Source organism: Myxococcus qinghaiensis, from assembly GCF_024198215.1.
GTDB classification, from domain to species: Bacteria; Myxococcota; Myxococcia; order Myxococcales; family Myxococcaceae; genus Myxococcus; species Myxococcus qinghaiensis.
In genome coordinates, this window is the sequence record NZ_JAKCFA010000038.1 from 19,207 (window position 1) to 35,058 (window position 15,852).

A 15,852-nucleotide genomic window follows, 5' to 3' on the forward strand; every position below is an offset into this window, starting at 1 on the left:
AAGCCTCGCACCATGCCTCCCACCCTCGAAGAGCTCCGTGAGCGCGCCCGTCCCTGGCTGGAGCCCGTGCCCGGCACCGCGCCCGCCGGCACGCAGGCGAAGCATGAGCCGGCCTACGAGGCCATCACCGCGGAGGTGGCGAAGCTGGAGTCCCCCGCCAGCAACGCCGTGCGCTGGGACGAAGTCGTGCGCGGCGCGGACGAACTGCTCAAGGGCACCACCAAGGACCTCTGGCTCGCCTCGTATCTGGCCTACGGCCTCTATGTCACCCGAGGCATGGACGGCGCCGCTACGGGCGCGGCCCTGCTCGCGGAGGTGACGGAGCGCTTCTGGCCCGACCTCTTTCCGGAGCTGAAGCGACTGCGCGCGCGCGCGAACGCCGTGGGCTGGTTCGTGGAGCGGCTGGGCAGGCTGCTGCCTGGTCTGGACCAGGCCAGCGTGAGCGCCGAGTCGCTCGACGCGTTGGCCTTCGCCATCAAGCGCCTGTCCACCCTGTCGCGTGAGCGCTTCGCGGACCAGGCTCCCGCCTTCGGTCCGATTCAGGAGGCCATCGCACGACTGCGCGCCGGCCTGCCCGAGCCACTCCCCGAGGCACCCGCACCAGACGCCGCCCCCACCGGGCCCGTGGACGACACGCCGACCGCGACGGGCCAGGAGCCGGCCACGAGCCCCGCCTCCGCTCCCGCGAACACCGAAGCTCCGTCGCCGGTGAACACTCACACAGCCCCGAAGACCGAGGCGCCGTCGAGCACGCGGCCCGCATCCCCGAAGGCCGCGCAGCCGTCACGCCCCGCGTCCCCTCACAACGGTGCCCAGCCTTCGGCGGCCCCCCGTGGAGCGAGCCCGCAGGGCCCCGCTTCAAGCAACGTCGTCGTGCCTCCGCTGCCCGCCCTTCCCGCGCAGCCGGACCTCTCCAGCACCGAGGCCGTCACTGACTTCCTGCGCAACGTCGGCGCCGCGCTTCTGAGCGCCGCGAGCGCGCTGCGCCACGCGAGCCACGCCGACCCCGTCTCCTACCGGCTCTTGCGCACCGGGGTGTGGCTGCACCTGGCACGGCCTCCCGTCACGGGAACCAACGGCCGCACGACACTTCAGCCGCCACCGGACTCGCTGCGCACCAAGCTGGAGAAGCTGGAGGCCCACCAGCGCTGGAGCGAGCTGCTCGACGAGTCCGAGTCCGCCGTCGTCCAGCACCGCTTCTGCTTGAGCCCGCACCGCTTCAGCGCCGCCGCGCTCAAGGGACTGGGAGAAACCCACACCGCCGCCCGCGCCGCGCTGGTGCGAGAGCTGCGCGTGCAGCTTCGCCGCATGCCGGGCGTGGAGGACTTGCTCGCGGCTGACGGCTCGCCCCTCACCGACGAGGACACCCGCGTCTGGTTGCGCGCCGAGGTCCTTCAGGCGGCTCCCCGCTCCCCTCAGACCTCCCCGGCCCGCACCCAGGCGACAGGCATCCACCTGCCCCCGCTGTCACCCGACGCGGACTCCACCCAGGCCCAGCCTCTTGGCGAAGAGCAGACGCAAGCGCTGCTGGCGGAGGGCCGCGTTCAGGAGCTGGTCGCCGGACTCCAGGCGGACGTGGCCGCCGCGGGCACGGGCCGCGCGCGCTTCGTCGCCCGGCTCACCCTGGCGCGCTTGTGTGCGCAAGCCGGACAACTTGCGCTGGCGCGCGCTCTTTTCGACACGCTCGACGACGAGGTTTCCGCTCATGCGTTGGACGTGTGGGAGCCTTCGTTGGCGGCGGCTTGTCTCGAGGGTTGGCTCGCCACCCGCACCGTCGAGGAAAAGGAGGGGGGACGGTTGGCAGTGAAAGTTCGAAACCGCTATCGTCGTCTAGCGCGGTTGGATTCTTCCGCCGCGCTCCGCGTCGTCGGCCCCTGACGTCACCAGGTTGTTCCGCGGCGAAGCCTCCCCCCATGCGACGCCCGCGCATTTCTACGTAGGTCTCAAGGAGAGAGCCGCAGATGAGCAAAGAGAGTTCCGTCGCCCCTACCGAGCGCGTCAACATCGTCTACAAGCCCGCCACCGGCAATGCGCAGGAGCAGGTGGAGCTGCCCCTGAAGGTCCTGATGATGGGGGACTTCACGGGCCAGGCGGATGACCGGCCTCTGGAGCAGCGCGCGCCCATCAACGTGGACAAGAGCAACTTCAACGAGGTGATGGCCCAGCAGAACCTCAAGGTCACCCTCACCGCCGCGGACAAGCTGTCCCACGAAGCGGGCGCGACGATGAATGTCTCGCTCCAGTTCAAGAACCTGTCGGACTTCACGCCCGAGAGCGTCGTCAACCAGGTTCCCGAGCTCAAGAAGCTCCTGGAGTTGAGAAGCGCGCTCACCGCCCTCAAGGGGCCCCTGGGCAACCTTCCCGCGTTCCGCAAGAAGCTTCAGGCACTCCTGGCCGACGAAGAGGGCCGCAAGGCGCTCATCAAGGAACTGGGGCTCGAGGAAAAGTCCAAGTAACCGCTGACGGGGAACAGAAGACACCATGCCTACCGAGACCCTGACCCAGAAGTCGCCGGTTGCCGGCGCCGATGCCTCGCTGTCCCTGCTCGACGAAATCCTCTCCGAGGCGAAGCTCAAGCCCAAGGATGAGGGTTACGACGTCGCCAAGCGCGGCGTGCAGGCCTTCATCACGGAGATGCTCGCGCCCAACCGCTCCGAGGAGCGCGTGGACAAGGCGCTCGTCGACGCGATGATCGCCGAAATCGACAAGCGCCTGTCGTCGCAGGTGAATGAAATCCTCCACGCCACCGAGTTCCAGAAGCTGGAGTCGTCCTGGCGCTCGCTGCGGTTCCTGGTGGACCGCGTGGACTTCCGCGAGAACACCCGCGTGGAGATGCTCAACGTCTCCAAGGAAGACCTGCAGAAGGACTTCGAGGACGCGCCCGAAGTCGTGAAGAGCGGCCTGTACAAGCTGGTGTACTCCAACGAGTACGGTGTCTTCGGTGGCAAGCCCTACGGCATCATCTCCGCCAACTACGACTTCGGCGTGGGCCCGCAGGACATCGACCTGCTGCGCAAGTGCGCGTCGGTGGCCGCCATGGCGCACGCGCCGTTCATCGCCAACACCGCGCCGGAGACCTTCGGCGAGCCCAGCTTCGTGAAGCTGCCGGACCTCAAGGACCTCAAGTCCCTGTTCGAGGGGCCGCAGTACGCGCGCTGGCACTCGTTCCGCGAGAGCGAGGACGCGCGCTACGTGGGCCTGGCGCTGCCGCGCTTCCTGCTCCGGCTGCCCTATGGCGAGAAGACGGTGCCCGTGAAGGCCTTCAACTTCACCGAGGACGTCGTCGGCAGCCACGAGAAGTACCTGTGGGGCTATGCCTCCGTCGCGCTGACGTCGCGCGTGGCGGACTCCTTCGCCAAGTTCCGCTGGAGCCCGAACATCATCGGTCCCCAGTCCGGCGGCGCTGTGGAGAACCTGCCCCTGCACCAGTATGAGGCCATGGGGGAGATCCAGACCAAGATTCCCACCGAGGTCATGCTCACCGAGCGGCGCGAGTACGAGCTGTCCGAGGAAGGCTTCATCGGCCTCGTGTTCCGCAAGGACTCCGACAACGCGGCGTTCTTCAGCGCCAACTCCACCCAGAAGCCCAAGTTCTTCGGCAACACCCCGGAGGGCAAGGTCGCGGAGACGAACTACCGTCTGGGTACGCAGCTGCCGTACATGTTCATCATGACGCGCCTCGCGCACTACATCAAAGTGCTCCAGCGCGAACAGATTGGCAGCTGGAAGGAGAAGTCAGACCTGGAGCGTGAGCTGAATCAATGGCTCAGCCAGTACATCTCCGACATGGATGACCCCGCGCCCGCCGTGCGCTCGCGCCGTCCGCTGAAGGCCGCGCGCGTCGTCGTCGAGGACGTGGACGGTCAGCCGGGCTGGTACCGCTGCAGCCTGCAGGTGCGCCCGCACTTCAAGTACATGGGCGCGTCGTTCACCCTGTCCTTGGTTGGCAAGTTGGACAAGGAGTAGCAGGGACCTTCACCTGGTGTCATTCAGTTCAGCTATCCTGCAGGCCGCACCCCCGGGCTCACGGTGAGCCTGGGCTTCCCGCGCGCACGACGCGCATTGCAACGAGGTTGATGCATGGCCGAATCAGTCCACTTGTTCCTGAAGGCAAACGGGCAGGACATCAAGGGCAGTAGCACCCAGACGAGCATGCAGCGCGAAGGCAGCATCGAGTGCCTGACCTATCAGCAGTCGGTCATCACCGCGCGGGAGACGGGCTCTGGCATGGCGACGGGTCGTCGCCAGTACGAGCCGCTGGTCATCCGCAAGCGCATCGACAAGTCGACGCCGCTGCTGATGAAGGCCCTGACGGAGAACACGGTCGTCGAGGGAACCTTCAAGTTCTACCGCCCGGCGCCGGCCGGCGACGGCACCACCGAGCAGTTCTACACGGTGTCCATCAGCAAGGCGCGCATCAGCTCCATCAAGCAGATCAACCCGGATGTGTTTGATCCGGCGAAGGCGAACCAGCCGACCCTCGAGGAGGTCTCGTTCGTCTACCACACCATCAACTGGACCATCACCGACGGCGGCGCGACCCACGAAGACAGCTGGAACGACAACCGCTGATGCGCAGTCAGCCACCGTCCGTCCGGGCCGGCAACGGTCACGGGCGGTCGGGGTGGCTGGCCTGAAGAGACGACACCGCCATGGGCTCCAGAGGTCTGCTCTCCCGCATCGCCGAGGGTCGCGGCACGCTCGCCACGCCAGGCGACGTGGTGGAGTCCATCGCCGAGCACCTGCGCGCCCTGCTCAACACCCGCAAGGGTGAGTCCGTGGCGGCGCCGAACTTCGGCATCCTGGACCTGAACGACGTCATCCACACCTACCCGTCGGCGGTGCCACGGATGTCGCAGTCCATCCGCGGGGCCATCCAGGAGTTCGAGCCACGCCTGAAGAGCGTGGTGGTGCAGCACGCGCCGGACCCGGATGATCCGACGGCGCTGCGCTTCGACATCACCGCCCAGCTCGCGACGCGCTCGCGGCGGGGGACGGTGCGCTTCCATACGCAGGTGAACCCGGGCGGGCGCGTGGACCTGTGGTGAGCCGCGGGGTGTTGGGCGGAGGGCGAGGATGTTCAGCAAGTACTACCTGAGTGAGCTGACGTACCTGCGGGAGATGGGCCGGGCCTTCGGGCTGGCCAACCCGTCGCTCGCGGGCCTGCTGGTGGAGCGCGGCGCGGATCCCGACGTGGAGCGGCTGCTGGAGGGCTTCGCCTTCCTGACGGCCCGCATCCGCGAGCGCGTGGACGACGACGTGCCGGAGTTGGTGCACGGGCTGACGGAGCTGTTGCTGCCGCACTACCTGCGCCCCCTGCCCGCCGCGTCCATCGTCGAGTTCTCCCCGCACCTGCGCTCGCTGCGCGGCCGCTCGAAGCTGGCGGCCGGGGCGGAGGTCGCCTCGCAGCCCATCGACGGCACCCGCTGCGTCTTCCGCACGACGACGGACGTGGACCTGCTGCCGGTGCAGATCACCGACGCGGTGCTGGACCGCTCGTCCATTGCCTCCCCCGTGCTGCGGCTGTCCTTCCAGACGACGGAGCAGGGCCGCGCGGAGGTGTTCCGCCAGCAGGGACTGCGTCTGTTCATCCACGGAGAGTTGTCCGCCTCCGCCGTGGTGCTGCTGAGCCTCTTGCGCTACTGCGGCCAGGTGCGCGTGCGCGGCGCGTCCTCGCAGGGCGACGGAATCAAGCTGCCCGCGGGCGCCATCCAGGCGGTGGGCTTCCAGGGAGACTTCCGGATGCTGCCGTGGCCGCGCGCGAGCGAGGGCTACCGGCTGTTGCAGGAGTACCTGACGCTGCCGGAGAAGTTCCTGTTCTTCGACGTGAAGAACCTGGACGCGGCGGCGGCGCACGTCCGCGAGGACCGGTTCGAGATTGCCTTCCACCTGGAGCGGCCGCCGCCCCTGGACTCGCGCATCCACCGGGAGATGTTCCGGCTGCACTGCACGCCGGTGGTCAACCTCTTCAGCGCCTCGGCCGACCCCGTCCTGCACCACGCGTTGGACCGCGAGCACCTGCTGCGCGCCGCGGACCTGCCGGCGAATCACGCCGAGGTGTACTCGGTGGACTCGGTGACGGGCCTGAAGGCCGGTCGCAACGAGCGGCGCGGCTACCGGCCCTTCTTCGAGTTCAGCCACACGGTGGGCGGCGACGCGGAGCAGTCCTTCTACCGGCTGCGGCGCACGCACTCGCCGCTGGATGAAGCCATCGACATGTACATCACGCTGGAGACTCCGCGGGACGTGGCCCCGGAGCTCGGCGCCGAGGAGGCGCTCTCCATCGACCTGACGTGCACCAACCGCATGTTGCCGTCGCGGCTCCAGGTGGGTGACTTGACGGAGTCCACGTCCGCCAGCCCCACGCAGGCGAAGTTCAAGAACATCTCCCCGGTGAGCCGGCCGGCGCGCGCGCCGCTGGGCGCGGAGCTGCACTGGCGGCTTTTGTCTCACCTGGCCATCAACCAGCACTCGCTGGCGGACGCGGCGGCGCTGCGGCGGCTGATGGACCTGTACAACTTCCACTCGCTCACGGACAACCTGGCCGCGCGCGCCAGCCGCCTGCGCATCAACGCCATCCGCGCGGTGGAGACCAAGCCCGTCACGCGCTTCCTGGAGGGCGCGCCGCTGCGAGGCCACCGCACCCGGGTGGACCTGGACGAGGAGAACTTCATGGGCGTGGGGGACTCGTTCCTCTTCGGCTGCGTGCTGGAGGAATTGCTCGCGTCCCACGTCACCATCAACTCCTTCAACGAGCTGAGCATCCGCCTCCACCCCTCGCAGACGGAGTACATGTGGCTTCCGAGGAACGGCTCCCAGACGCTCTTGTAGAAGCGGCCCGGAAGCTGGCCGAGGCGGCGCCCCGGGTGGGCTTCTTCCCGCTGGTGGCCTTCCTGGAGCGGCTCACCAAGGACGCGGTGCGCGTGGGCGGGCCCGGCCCCGTCAACGAGGAGATGATCCGCTTCCGGCATGACCCGTCGCTGGGTTTTCCCTCCGGCGACGTCAGCGAGGTGACGCTGCGGCAGGTGCCGGTGCGGCCGGAGGACCCATACGCGACCCGTCCGTTGTTCGAGGTGGTGACGCGCTTCCTGGGCCTGACGGGTGCGGTGAGTCCCCTGCCCCACTACATCGCCGAGGAGGTCGCCCAGGAGGACCCGGACGCGCCCGTGCGGCGCGAGTTCCTGGACCTGTTCCACCACCGGCTCCTGTCGCTGCTGTATCGAATCGAGTCGAAGTACCGCATCACCAGCGAGACGGACACGACCTTCACGGACCAGTGGTCCCGCCGGTTGCTCGCCCTGGGCGGCTTCGACACGTACGAGCAGCCCCGCAAGGGCGGCCTGCCGACCTGGCGCCTCTTGCGCATCGCCCCGCTGCTCGCCAGCCGTGCCCGCACGGCGGAGCAGCTGGAGGTGGCGCTCCAGGACGTGTTGAACGAGGACCTGGAGGGCGCGCGGGTGTCGGTGCGGCAGTTCGTCGGCCGCTGGGTGGACATCGACGCCCGGGTGCAGCTCGGGCGGGCCAACCACGTGCTCGGCCGCAACATGCTCCTGGGGGGCAAGGCGTTCGACCGGACGGGGAAGATTCAACTGCACATCAGCCCGCTGCCGCCGCGCGCGTACAAGCGGCTGATGCCGGATGGAGACCTGCTCCCCCTCGTTCGGGAGGTGGTGTCGCTCTTCGTCAGGGATCCGCTGGAATACGATTTGGAGCTGGGGCTCACCGAGGGCGTGCGCCAGCAGTTCCGGCTTTCGCGCAAGGAGCCGAGCCAGCTCGGCCGCGACACCTGGCTGGGCTCCAGCCAGCAGACACACCTGAGTGTTCCCGTCGGGAGATGAGACACTCCGATATGGGCGGCCCCGGGTGCGGGGATTTACGGCGTGAGAGCCGCCCGGTATACCCTTCGACCACCGTTGTCACAGCTTGGGGGCTCCCATTCGCGTCGATCCGAAAGCGCTTGTCCGTCGCCTGACGCCCACCTCCACCCGCCTGTTGGAAGCGGCGGTGGCGCGCGCGAGTGCGGGACGCTTCTACGAAATCGTCCCCGAGCACCTGCTGGCGCAGATGCTGGAGCCGGAGGACTCGGACGCGGCGCGCCTGCTCCACCACTTCGGCGTGGACAAGCGGCACCTGGCCACCAGCATGGAGCGCGCGCTGCAGGGCCTGCGCGCCGGCAACGCCGGGCGGCCCGTCTTCTCCGAGACGCTCTTCCAGTGGTTCGAGGAGGCGTGGCTTCTGGCCTCCGTGGAGCACGGCGCGACGCGGCTGCGCTCGGGCCACCTGTTCGTCCAGTTCATCACCCGCCGCTCGCGCTACACCGCTGAAATCTTCCCGGAGCTGGACGCCATCTCCCGCGACGAGCTGCTCGGCTCGCTGGACGTGTTGCTGCAGCCCTCGCCGGAGAACGTGGAGGTCGTCACCTCCGACGGCGCGGCGAGCGGCACCGGTGGCGGCTCGGCGAGCGCTTCTGGAAGCCGTGGTGACGAGGCGCTCAAGCGCTTCGCCACGTCCTTCACCGGCCGCGTGCGCGAGGGGAAGATCGACCCCATCTTCGGCCGTCACCGCGAAATCCGGCAGATGGTCGACATCCTCTCCCGGCGCCGGAAGAACAACCCCATCCTCGTGGGCGAGCCGGGCGTGGGCAAGACGGCGCTCGTGGAGGGCTTGGCCTGGGCGATTGTGCGGGGCGAGGTGCCGGAGGCGCTGCGCAACGTGGACCTGCTCGGCCTGGACCTGGGCCTGCTGCAAGCGGGCGCGGGCGTGCGCGGCGAGTTCGAGAACCGGCTCAAGGCCGTCATCGCCGAGGTGAAGGCGTCCCCCACGCCCATCATCCTGTTCATCGACGAGGCGCACACCATCATCGGCGCGGGCGGATCACAGGGCGGCAGCGACGCGGCCAACCTGCTCAAGCCCGCGCTGGCGCGGGGCGAGCTGCGCACCATCGCCGCGACGACGTGGGCCGAGTACAAGAAGTACTTCGAGAAGGACGCGGCGCTGGAGCGGCGCTTCCAGCCGGTGAAGGTGGAGGAGCCCAGCGAGGCGGACGCGGAGCTGATGCTGCGCGGCCTGCGCCCCACGTACGAGGCGTCCCACGGCGTCACCATCCGCGACGAGGCCGTCACCGCGGCGGTGCGGCTGTCCAGCCGGTACATCTCCGGCCGGCAGCTCCCGGACAAGGCGGTGGACCTGCTCGACACGTCGGCGGCGCGCGTGAAGATTGAGCTGTCCACGCGGCCCGAGGAGCTGGTGGCGCTGGAGCAGGAGATCTCCGGCCTGGAGCGCGAGCGCGACGCGCTCAAGCGGGATTTGGACGACGGTGAAGGCGGCGAGGACGAGCAGGAGGCCCTGGCCGAAGCGGAGGCGAAGCTGCGCGCCACGCAGGACTCGCGGGCCTCGCTGCACGCAAGATGGGAGACGGAGCGCGCGGCCGTCGTCGCGCTGATGGACGCTCGCAAGGCGCTGCGAGAGCCGGCCCCGGGCGCGGAGCCCGCGGCGCTCAAGGCAGCGGTGGACACGGCGGCGAAGACGCTCGCGGAGTCGCGCGGCGAGGTGCCGCTGGTGCACTCGGACGTGGACGCGGACATCGTCGCGCGCGTCGTAGCGGGTTGGACGGGCGTGCCGGTGGGCAAGATGCGCGGCGACATGCTGGAGGCCGTGCTGAACCTGGAGGACCGGCTGCGCACCCGCGTGCGCGGACAGGAGGCGGCGCTCAAGAAGGTGGGCGAAATCATCCGCATCTCCCAGGCGGGCATCCGCAACCCGGACGCACCCATTGGCGTGATGCTCTTCGTGGGGCCCAGCGGCGTGGGCAAGACGGAGACCGCCCTGGCGCTGGCCGAGTCGCTCTACGGCGGCGAGCGCTTCATGACGACGCTCAACATGAGCGAGTTCCAGGAGAAGCACACGGTGAGCCGGCTCATCGGCTCGCCGCCGGGCTACGTGGGCTACGGCGAGGGCGGCCTGCTCACGGAGGCGGTGCGGCAGCGGCCCTACTCCGTCGTGCTGCTGGACGAGTGCGAGAAGGCAGACCTGGAGGTGATGAACCTCTTCTACCAGGTGTTCGACAAGGGGATGCTGACGGACGGCGAGGGCCGCGCGGTGGACTTCAAGAACACCGTCATCATCCTCACCAGCAACCTGGGCTCGGACCGGGTGATGAAGATGTTCGAGGACGGTCTGGAGCCCTCGTCGGAGCAGGTGCTGACGGCCATCCGCCCCACGCTCAGCCAGCACTTCAAGCCCGCGCTGCTGGCGCGCATGACGGTGGTGCCCTTCGGCCCCGTGCAGCGCGACGTCATGCGGCAAATCGCGGAGATGAAGCTGAACAAGCTGGTGGGCCGGCTGCGCGAGGCCCATGACGTGGAGACGACGCTGGCGCCGGAGCTGCTGGACGAGCTGGCGCGCCGGTGCACGGAGTCGGAGATGGGCGCGCGCAACATGGAGCAGATCCTCCAGGGCTCGCTGATGCCAGTGCTCTCCCGCGAGCTGTTGCAGCACCTGGTGGGCGGCGCGGTGCCCCCCAAGCTCCACGTGGCCCTCACCCCGGAAGGCGACTGGGACCTCCGGTTCGCCGAGGCCTGAGAACCCATGAAACGAACGCTTCAGGTCTGCGGTGTCGCCCTGTCCCTGCTGGCCGGTTGCGCCAGCGCGCCCAAGCCGGCGATGTGCTTCGCCGAGGCGGGCCCCAACGCGCGCTCCTTCCCCACGCCAGACATCTGGTTCGCCCTGCTGCTGCACGGCTATGACAAGGACACCAGCGCGGCGCCCCAGCCCGCGGTGGACTGCGCGGGCGCGCCCGTGTGGTGGCAGGACCCCACCGCCGACGACTGCGTGGAGGCCGGCCCGGACGCCCTGCCCCTGCCTCCGGCGGCGAAGCTCACCGAAGAGGACCTGGTGCTGGAGACGCTGAAGGCCGGCCAGCGCCTGGCGTGGGTGATTACGCGGCGCTTCACCAACGGCGAGGCCCTGGGTCCGGTGGCCCTGGTGGAGACGACGGAGCAGGGCTTCCGCGTGGAGGCGCTGGGCTCGCTGCGCTCCATGCCGAAGAACGCGAAGCTGCGCCTGGAGCGCGTGGGCGGCGCGGACATCCTCGTCGCGGAGGGCGACGCGTGCACCACGGACGGCACCGACGTGTGCCGTCGGTACGCGCGCATCATGCCGCTGCGGCGCAACCGCTTCTTCACGGAGTCGGTGTCCAGCCCGGAGCGCGCGTGCCTGGGCGCCGCGTGGTTCCCGCTGGCGCGCGAGGCGACCTTCAAGCTGCCCAATCAGCTCATCCGCAAGTTCGAGCTCACGTCCACGCTGTCCTTCACCGAGGCGGGCATCGGCGTGCAGGAGCAGGTGCAGGTGAGCGACTCGGACCCGGCGCAGCCGGACGTGGGGCCGCGCATCTACCGCCGGGCCCAGGACACCCGCACGCTGGTGCTGGAGTCCAACGCGGTGGTCAGCACCAAGGCCTCGCTGTGGTCCCGCATGGTGGAGCAGCAGGTGCGAATCGGCGCGAAGATGGACCCGGAGAAGCCGCTGGTGCCCATGCCGCCGAAGAACAAGCCTGGGACGGCCGTGGCCACGCCCGCGACGCCCGAGGCCGGAGAGGCGAGCAAGCCGGTGGCTCCGCCCGCGAAGACGCCTCCGGCCGCGGCGAAGAGCGGCGGCCCGTAAAGGCCGAACAGCGTCTGGCGCCTCCTCATTCCGCCCTGGAACCCTTCGTTTTTTCGAAGAGGTTCCGGGGCTTTTCCTATTGGCGCCGAAACTCCCGCGCCTGCAGATAGGAGATAGGCCCATGGTGGGCCAGAAGGAGCCGAGGATGCGAATCGAAATCCGAGCCCGACACTTCACCCTCACCGACACCCTGCGTCACCACGTGGAGCGCCGCGCGCGCTTCGCGATGGGGAGATTGTCCGACAGGGTTCGCGAGGTCACAGTGCGCTTGGAGGACATCAACGGCCCACGCGGCGGCGTGGACAAGGTGGCCAAGGTGACTGTCCAGCTCGAGCAGGGCGGCCAGCTCGCGGCGGAGGCCGTGGACGCGAGCTTCGCCGGGGCGGTGGACAGGGCCCTGGAGCGCGCGGGCCGCGCGGTGGGCAAGGCCCTGGGACCCTCGCACCGCAGCGCCGGGGAGAGCGTCAGGACCACGCCCTGGGAGCCCGAGGAGCAGCACAGCCCCTCCTGACGTGAGGTGAGCCGCGTCAGGGCCCCTCCACCCCCGGAAGGGCCCTGACGGTGGCAGGATGATTTTACGTGCCGCGAGGGCCCTGGCGCCCGCGCGGCACGGTGTGGAGGTCATGGATGCAAGGCGGAGCGCTGGGAAACATGCGGGCCGCCTGGGCGCGAGCGCGCCAGCGCTGGTGGGTGCGGTGGGGCGTGGACCTGGTCCTGCTCGCGCTCGTCTTCACGGCGGTGGCGACGTGGCAGACGCGCAACCTTCCAGGCTCGGGTGCTCCCGCGCCGGACTTCACGCTGCGCACCCTGGACGGAGAGACGGTGTCGCTCGCGTCGCTGCGCGGCAAGCCCGTGGTGCTCGCCTTCTGGGCGCCCTGGTGCGGCGTGTGCGGCGCGGAGTCCTCCAACCTCTCCCAGTTGCGGCGGCTGGCGGGAGACTCCGCGCATGTCGTCTCCGTCGCGCTGGCCTACGAGGACGAAGACGCCGTGCGGCGCTTCACGCAGGAGCACGCGGTGGACTATCCGGTGCTGATGGGTGACGACTCTCTTCAGCAGGCGTGGCGGGTGAACATGTTCCCCACGGTGTTCTTCCTGTCGCCCGAGGGGCGAATCGAACGCTCCGTGGTGGGCTACACCACCCTCGCCGGACTGTCGTGGCGGTGGATGCTGTAGCCGACCTCGGTGCGCAGCGAGGCAGGAGCGCGTCACCAGATGTTCACCGGCTGGGTCCGGTAGGGAAGAACGCCATTGCCCAACTGGCCGTAGGCATTGAGTCCCCAGCCCAGAGCACACGGTCATCGCGAATGGCCGGCGAGTGTCACCCGCCGACACGCCCACGACGTCGCGCAACGCCGGAACTCGCGCGGGGACGCTTCGCGCGGTGGTCGTCCCATCCCCAAGCTGATCACTGGCGTTTTCGCCCCACGTCCAGACGGTGCCGTCTGTCTTCAAGGCGAGGGAGAAGCCGCGCCCCGCCGCGAGCGCCAGGACGTCACCGGCAAGCCCCACCACCTGCACCAGAGCGGCCCGGAGTGTCGTCGTGCCCTCGCCCAGCTGGCCGCGCGCATTGCCGCCCCAACCCCACACCGAGCCGTCCGACTTCAACACCAGGGAGTGCTGTCCCCCCCGCCACCGCCGTCACGTTCGACATCCCCAGGACCTGCACGGCAGAGGGGTGCCTCGTCGTCGTCCCATCGCCAAGCTGGCCGAAGGCGTTCTGCCCCCACGCCCACACCGTTCCATCGACCTTCAGCGCCATGGAATGAGCGCCGCCACCCACGACGGCAACCACCGTCGTCAGGCCCGGCACCAGCCCGGAACGGCGCGCTGCGCGGTGCCACCATCCCCCAGTTGCCCGTCCGCATTGGCACCCCAGGTACGCCGTGCCGTCCGCCCTCAACGCCAGCGAGTGCAGGTCTCCCGCCGAGACGATGCTCACCGAGGACAAGCCCCAGACCCGCACGGGCAACGCACGCGTCCGCGCGGTGCCATCTCCCAGTTGCCCGAACGTATTCGAGCCCCAGCTCCACGCCGTTCCATCCGGGCGCAACACCAGCGAGTGAAGACGGCCCGCCGAGACGGTTTGATTCCGGGGCAGCCCCTCCGCGGCCTTCACCGTCCCCACTTCCGGCGCTGAGAACTCCTGGGAAACAGCCTCCGTGCAACCCAAGCCCCCAAGCCCGAGAAGCAGCACGAAGAACCAGGCCAGCCGACCGCGCGACAGCGTCTCCTCACGTCTCATGTTTCCCCTCCCCAAACAGGATGCGAGTACTTCCAGCGCTCCCACCCACCCACTGAAAGTCAATCAATTCAGATTAAACACGATTTACGATGAAAGGAAACTCGCCGCTGGAACCCGAGGCGGGGTTCGTCGCGCGACATTCAGACGCACCCTCCGTCTTCCCCATGCGTGAGGCCTCGCGAGAGCGGGACGACGTGCCTCGCACCACATCGGGCGGACCTGGAAATGTTCCTTCGCAGAGACTTCAGCTACTCCGAAACAATTGAAACCGCGCTGCCACTTCGGTCAGGAGGCGTCGCCAACCTGACCTCTTCGCCCTGTTCGTGGCTGAAGCGGATGGCGTCCGCGGGCGCTGCGCTGTCCGTGCTGTGGGGCGGTGCGGCGCTGGCGGCTCCCAAGCCGTGGTGCGCGCCCAACCGCAGCCCCATCACCGCGACGATGTCCATTGAGTCCGACGTGAAGGACTCGCAGGGCAGCTACCTGGCTCCCGTCGTCGTCAGCTCCATTGCCCATGCGCAGTGCCTGGATGCCTCCGATGCGAAGTACAAGCCGGAGGCCGCACAGCACCGCGCCGCGTTCGTCGCCGCCTCCGGCCTGACGGAGGCCGAGGTGGAGGAGCTGTTCGGCTTCGAGGCGGACTCGAACGGCAAGGACAAGCTCCCCCGGAAGTTCTGCAACGAGATTGAGGTTGATCCCCAGAAGCAGTCGGCCAAGGTGTACGGGGCCCGCTCCGCGCTCCAGACGCTGCTGTGCTAGCGGGGCTCGGGCAGCGGCTACGACTGGATGGACACCACCGCCGTGGAGGACGTGCTCTCGGCGAAGAGCTGCGCCACCAACCTGCTGCGCGACTGGTCCGACAAGTCCCGCACCCCGTACACGCTGCTCGACTTCACGCATTGCGCGGCGGTGGGACAGCGGTTGAACGAGGTGCGGTACTTCAAGGAGCTGGCCGCCGAGAAGGAGCTGCCGCGCTACCTGGCGCTCTGGGCGAAGATTCATTGGAACGACGCGCTGGCGAAGCGCGCGGAGCTGCGCAAGCGCCTGGAGAAGCTCACGGCCGATGACGCGGCGCTCAAGGCCGTGGTGTTCGACGAGCCGGCGAAGGCCCTCTCCGAGTTCAAGGCCCAGCACGCGAAGAACAGCGCCCTGCTCGACAAGGCGTCGGAGCTGCTGCTCAACCTGAACAACAAGAGGCTCCAGGCCAAGGCGAAGGGCTGCTCGGAGGGCTTCCGCGCGGAGCTGGCGAAGTACTTCGCGGAGCGCAAGCCGGCCACGGAGAACGACGCGAAGGATTTGCTCAACGAGACGACGCCCTTCCTGATGGCCAACAGCCTGGCCGTGTGTGAGTCCATCGACGAGAAGGACCCCAACGCCTTCGTCATCGCCAGACAGGTCCAGGGCGCCGTGGCGGCCACCGGCCCGCTGGAGGCGGCGCGCTGGGCGGCCCTGCGCTACATCGTCGAGCATCCGACGGAGATTGATGGCGCCGAGGACCTGCGCATGCCCCGGCCCCGACTGAATTTCGACTTCCGCTCCGGCCCCGCGGAAGAGGAGAAGGGCACCATCGCCTCCGTGAAGAAGGAGGCGGGCGGCATGGTGAAGGTGACCTTCAAGAAGGAGAAGCTGAAGGAGCCCATCTGGGACTGCAAGGAGACGAATAAAATCGACCGCATCGACGACCAGGGCAAGCTGGTCTACCGCCAGGACTGCAAGTTCAAGGCGTGGCAGACGGTGGTCATCGAAGTGGACCCGGTGACGGTGGAGGAGCGCTTCGCTTCCGCGCTGAAGCAGGGCCGCTACGCGGAGATCCTCTCCTTCCGTGACCGCACCGCGATGCCGCTGCGCGTCTTCGACACCCCCAAGCGCGCCAAGCTGTTCGGCGTCTCCGGCTTCGGCTGGTAGCAACTCCCCCCGGTGGTGGAGCCAGTCCGCGCTCCACCACCAGGGGC

The 15,852-nt window shown here is 68.9% G+C and carries 14 protein-coding genes and 1 pseudogene; 13 read left to right on the plus strand and 2 right to left on the minus strand.

Going from position 1 to position 15,852, the window contains the following annotated elements:
• Positions 1–12 precede the first annotated feature (12 nt).
• From tssA to LZ199_RS42795, 11 genes are all read left to right on the plus strand, one after another.
• A complete protein-coding gene (tssA, locus tag LZ199_RS42745; protein WP_253999583.1) occupies positions 13–1,878 on the plus strand; it encodes a type VI secretion system protein TssA in 1,866 nt (621 codons plus the stop codon).
• 83 nt (positions 1,879–1,961) lie between these two features.
• The gene (gene tssB, locus LZ199_RS42750; RefSeq protein ID WP_253999584.1) at positions 1,962–2,456 is read left to right on the plus strand and encodes a type VI secretion system contractile sheath small subunit; all 495 of its coding nucleotides are present in this window, start codon (positions 1,962–1,964) and stop codon (positions 2,454–2,456) included.
• Positions 2,457–2,481: 25 nt separating this feature from the next.
• Positions 2,482–3,966 (plus strand): type VI secretion system contractile sheath large subunit, encoded by a 1,485-nt coding sequence (tssC, locus tag LZ199_RS42755; RefSeq protein ID WP_253999585.1) that lies wholly within the window; start codon positions 2,482–2,484, stop codon positions 3,964–3,966.
• 114 nt (positions 3,967–4,080) lie between these two features.
• The gene (gene tssD / locus LZ199_RS42760; protein ID WP_253999586.1) at positions 4,081–4,572 is read left to right on the plus strand and encodes a type VI secretion system tube protein TssD; all 492 of its coding nucleotides are present in this window, start codon (positions 4,081–4,083) and stop codon (positions 4,570–4,572) included.
• 80 nt (positions 4,573–4,652) lie between these two features.
• Positions 4,653–5,048, plus strand: a complete 396-nt coding sequence (gene tssE / locus LZ199_RS42765) for a type VI secretion system baseplate subunit TssE (protein ID WP_253999587.1) — start codon at positions 4,653–4,655, stop codon at positions 5,046–5,048.
• A 28-nt stretch (positions 5,049–5,076) separates the two neighbouring features.
• Positions 5,077–6,831 (plus strand): type VI secretion system baseplate subunit TssF, encoded by a 1,755-nt coding sequence (gene tssF / locus LZ199_RS42770; protein ID WP_253999588.1) that lies wholly within the window; start codon positions 5,077–5,079, stop codon positions 6,829–6,831.
• A complete protein-coding gene (tssG, locus tag LZ199_RS42775; protein ID WP_253999589.1) occupies positions 6,795–7,838 on the plus strand; it encodes a type VI secretion system baseplate subunit TssG in 1,044 nt (347 codons plus the stop codon). Before tssF ends, tssG begins: the two co-directional genes overlap by 37 nt.
• Positions 7,839–7,923: 85 nt before the next feature.
• On the plus strand, positions 7,924–10,581 hold the full coding sequence (gene tssH, locus LZ199_RS42780) for a type VI secretion system ATPase TssH (RefSeq protein ID WP_253999590.1): 2,658 nt from the start codon (positions 7,924–7,926) through the stop codon (positions 10,579–10,581).
• Positions 10,582–10,587: 6 nt separating this feature from the next.
• Complete coding sequence (locus LZ199_RS42785) at positions 10,588–11,661, plus strand: hypothetical protein (protein ID WP_253999591.1); 1,074 nt, start codon at positions 10,588–10,590, stop codon at positions 11,659–11,661.
• 121 nt (positions 11,662–11,782) lie between these two features.
• On the plus strand, positions 11,783–12,172 hold the full coding sequence (locus LZ199_RS42790) for an HPF/RaiA family ribosome-associated protein (RefSeq protein WP_253999592.1): 390 nt from the start codon (positions 11,783–11,785) through the stop codon (positions 12,170–12,172).
• Between the two features lie 116 nt (positions 12,173–12,288).
• Positions 12,289–12,834, plus strand: coding sequence for a TlpA disulfide reductase family protein (locus tag LZ199_RS42795; RefSeq protein WP_253999593.1), 546 nt, complete (start codon positions 12,289–12,291; stop codon positions 12,832–12,834).
• Positions 12,835–13,038: 204 nt separating this feature from the next.
• Here LZ199_RS42795 and LZ199_RS42800 read toward each other — a convergent pair.
• Positions 13,039–13,266, minus strand: a pseudogene (locus tag LZ199_RS42800) (RCC1 repeat-containing protein); the annotation flags it as partial.
• Positions 13,154–13,903 (minus strand): RCC1 domain-containing protein, encoded by a 750-nt coding sequence (locus LZ199_RS47145; protein WP_253999594.1) that lies wholly within the window; start codon positions 13,901–13,903, stop codon positions 13,154–13,156. The gene LZ199_RS47145 and the pseudogene LZ199_RS42800, both read right to left, overlap by 113 nt.
• Before the next feature lie 225 nt (positions 13,904–14,128).
• On the opposite strand from LZ199_RS47145, the gene LZ199_RS42810 reads away from it, so the two are divergent.
• Both LZ199_RS42810 and LZ199_RS42815 read left to right on the plus strand, forming a co-directional pair.
• Complete coding sequence (locus tag LZ199_RS42810; protein ID WP_253999595.1) at positions 14,129–14,659, plus strand: hypothetical protein; 531 nt, start codon at positions 14,129–14,131, stop codon at positions 14,657–14,659.
• 27 nt (positions 14,660–14,686) lie between these two features.
• A complete protein-coding gene (locus tag LZ199_RS42815; RefSeq protein ID WP_253999596.1) occupies positions 14,687–15,805 on the plus strand; it encodes a hypothetical protein in 1,119 nt (372 codons plus the stop codon).
• Positions 15,806–15,852: the final 47 nt, after the last annotated feature.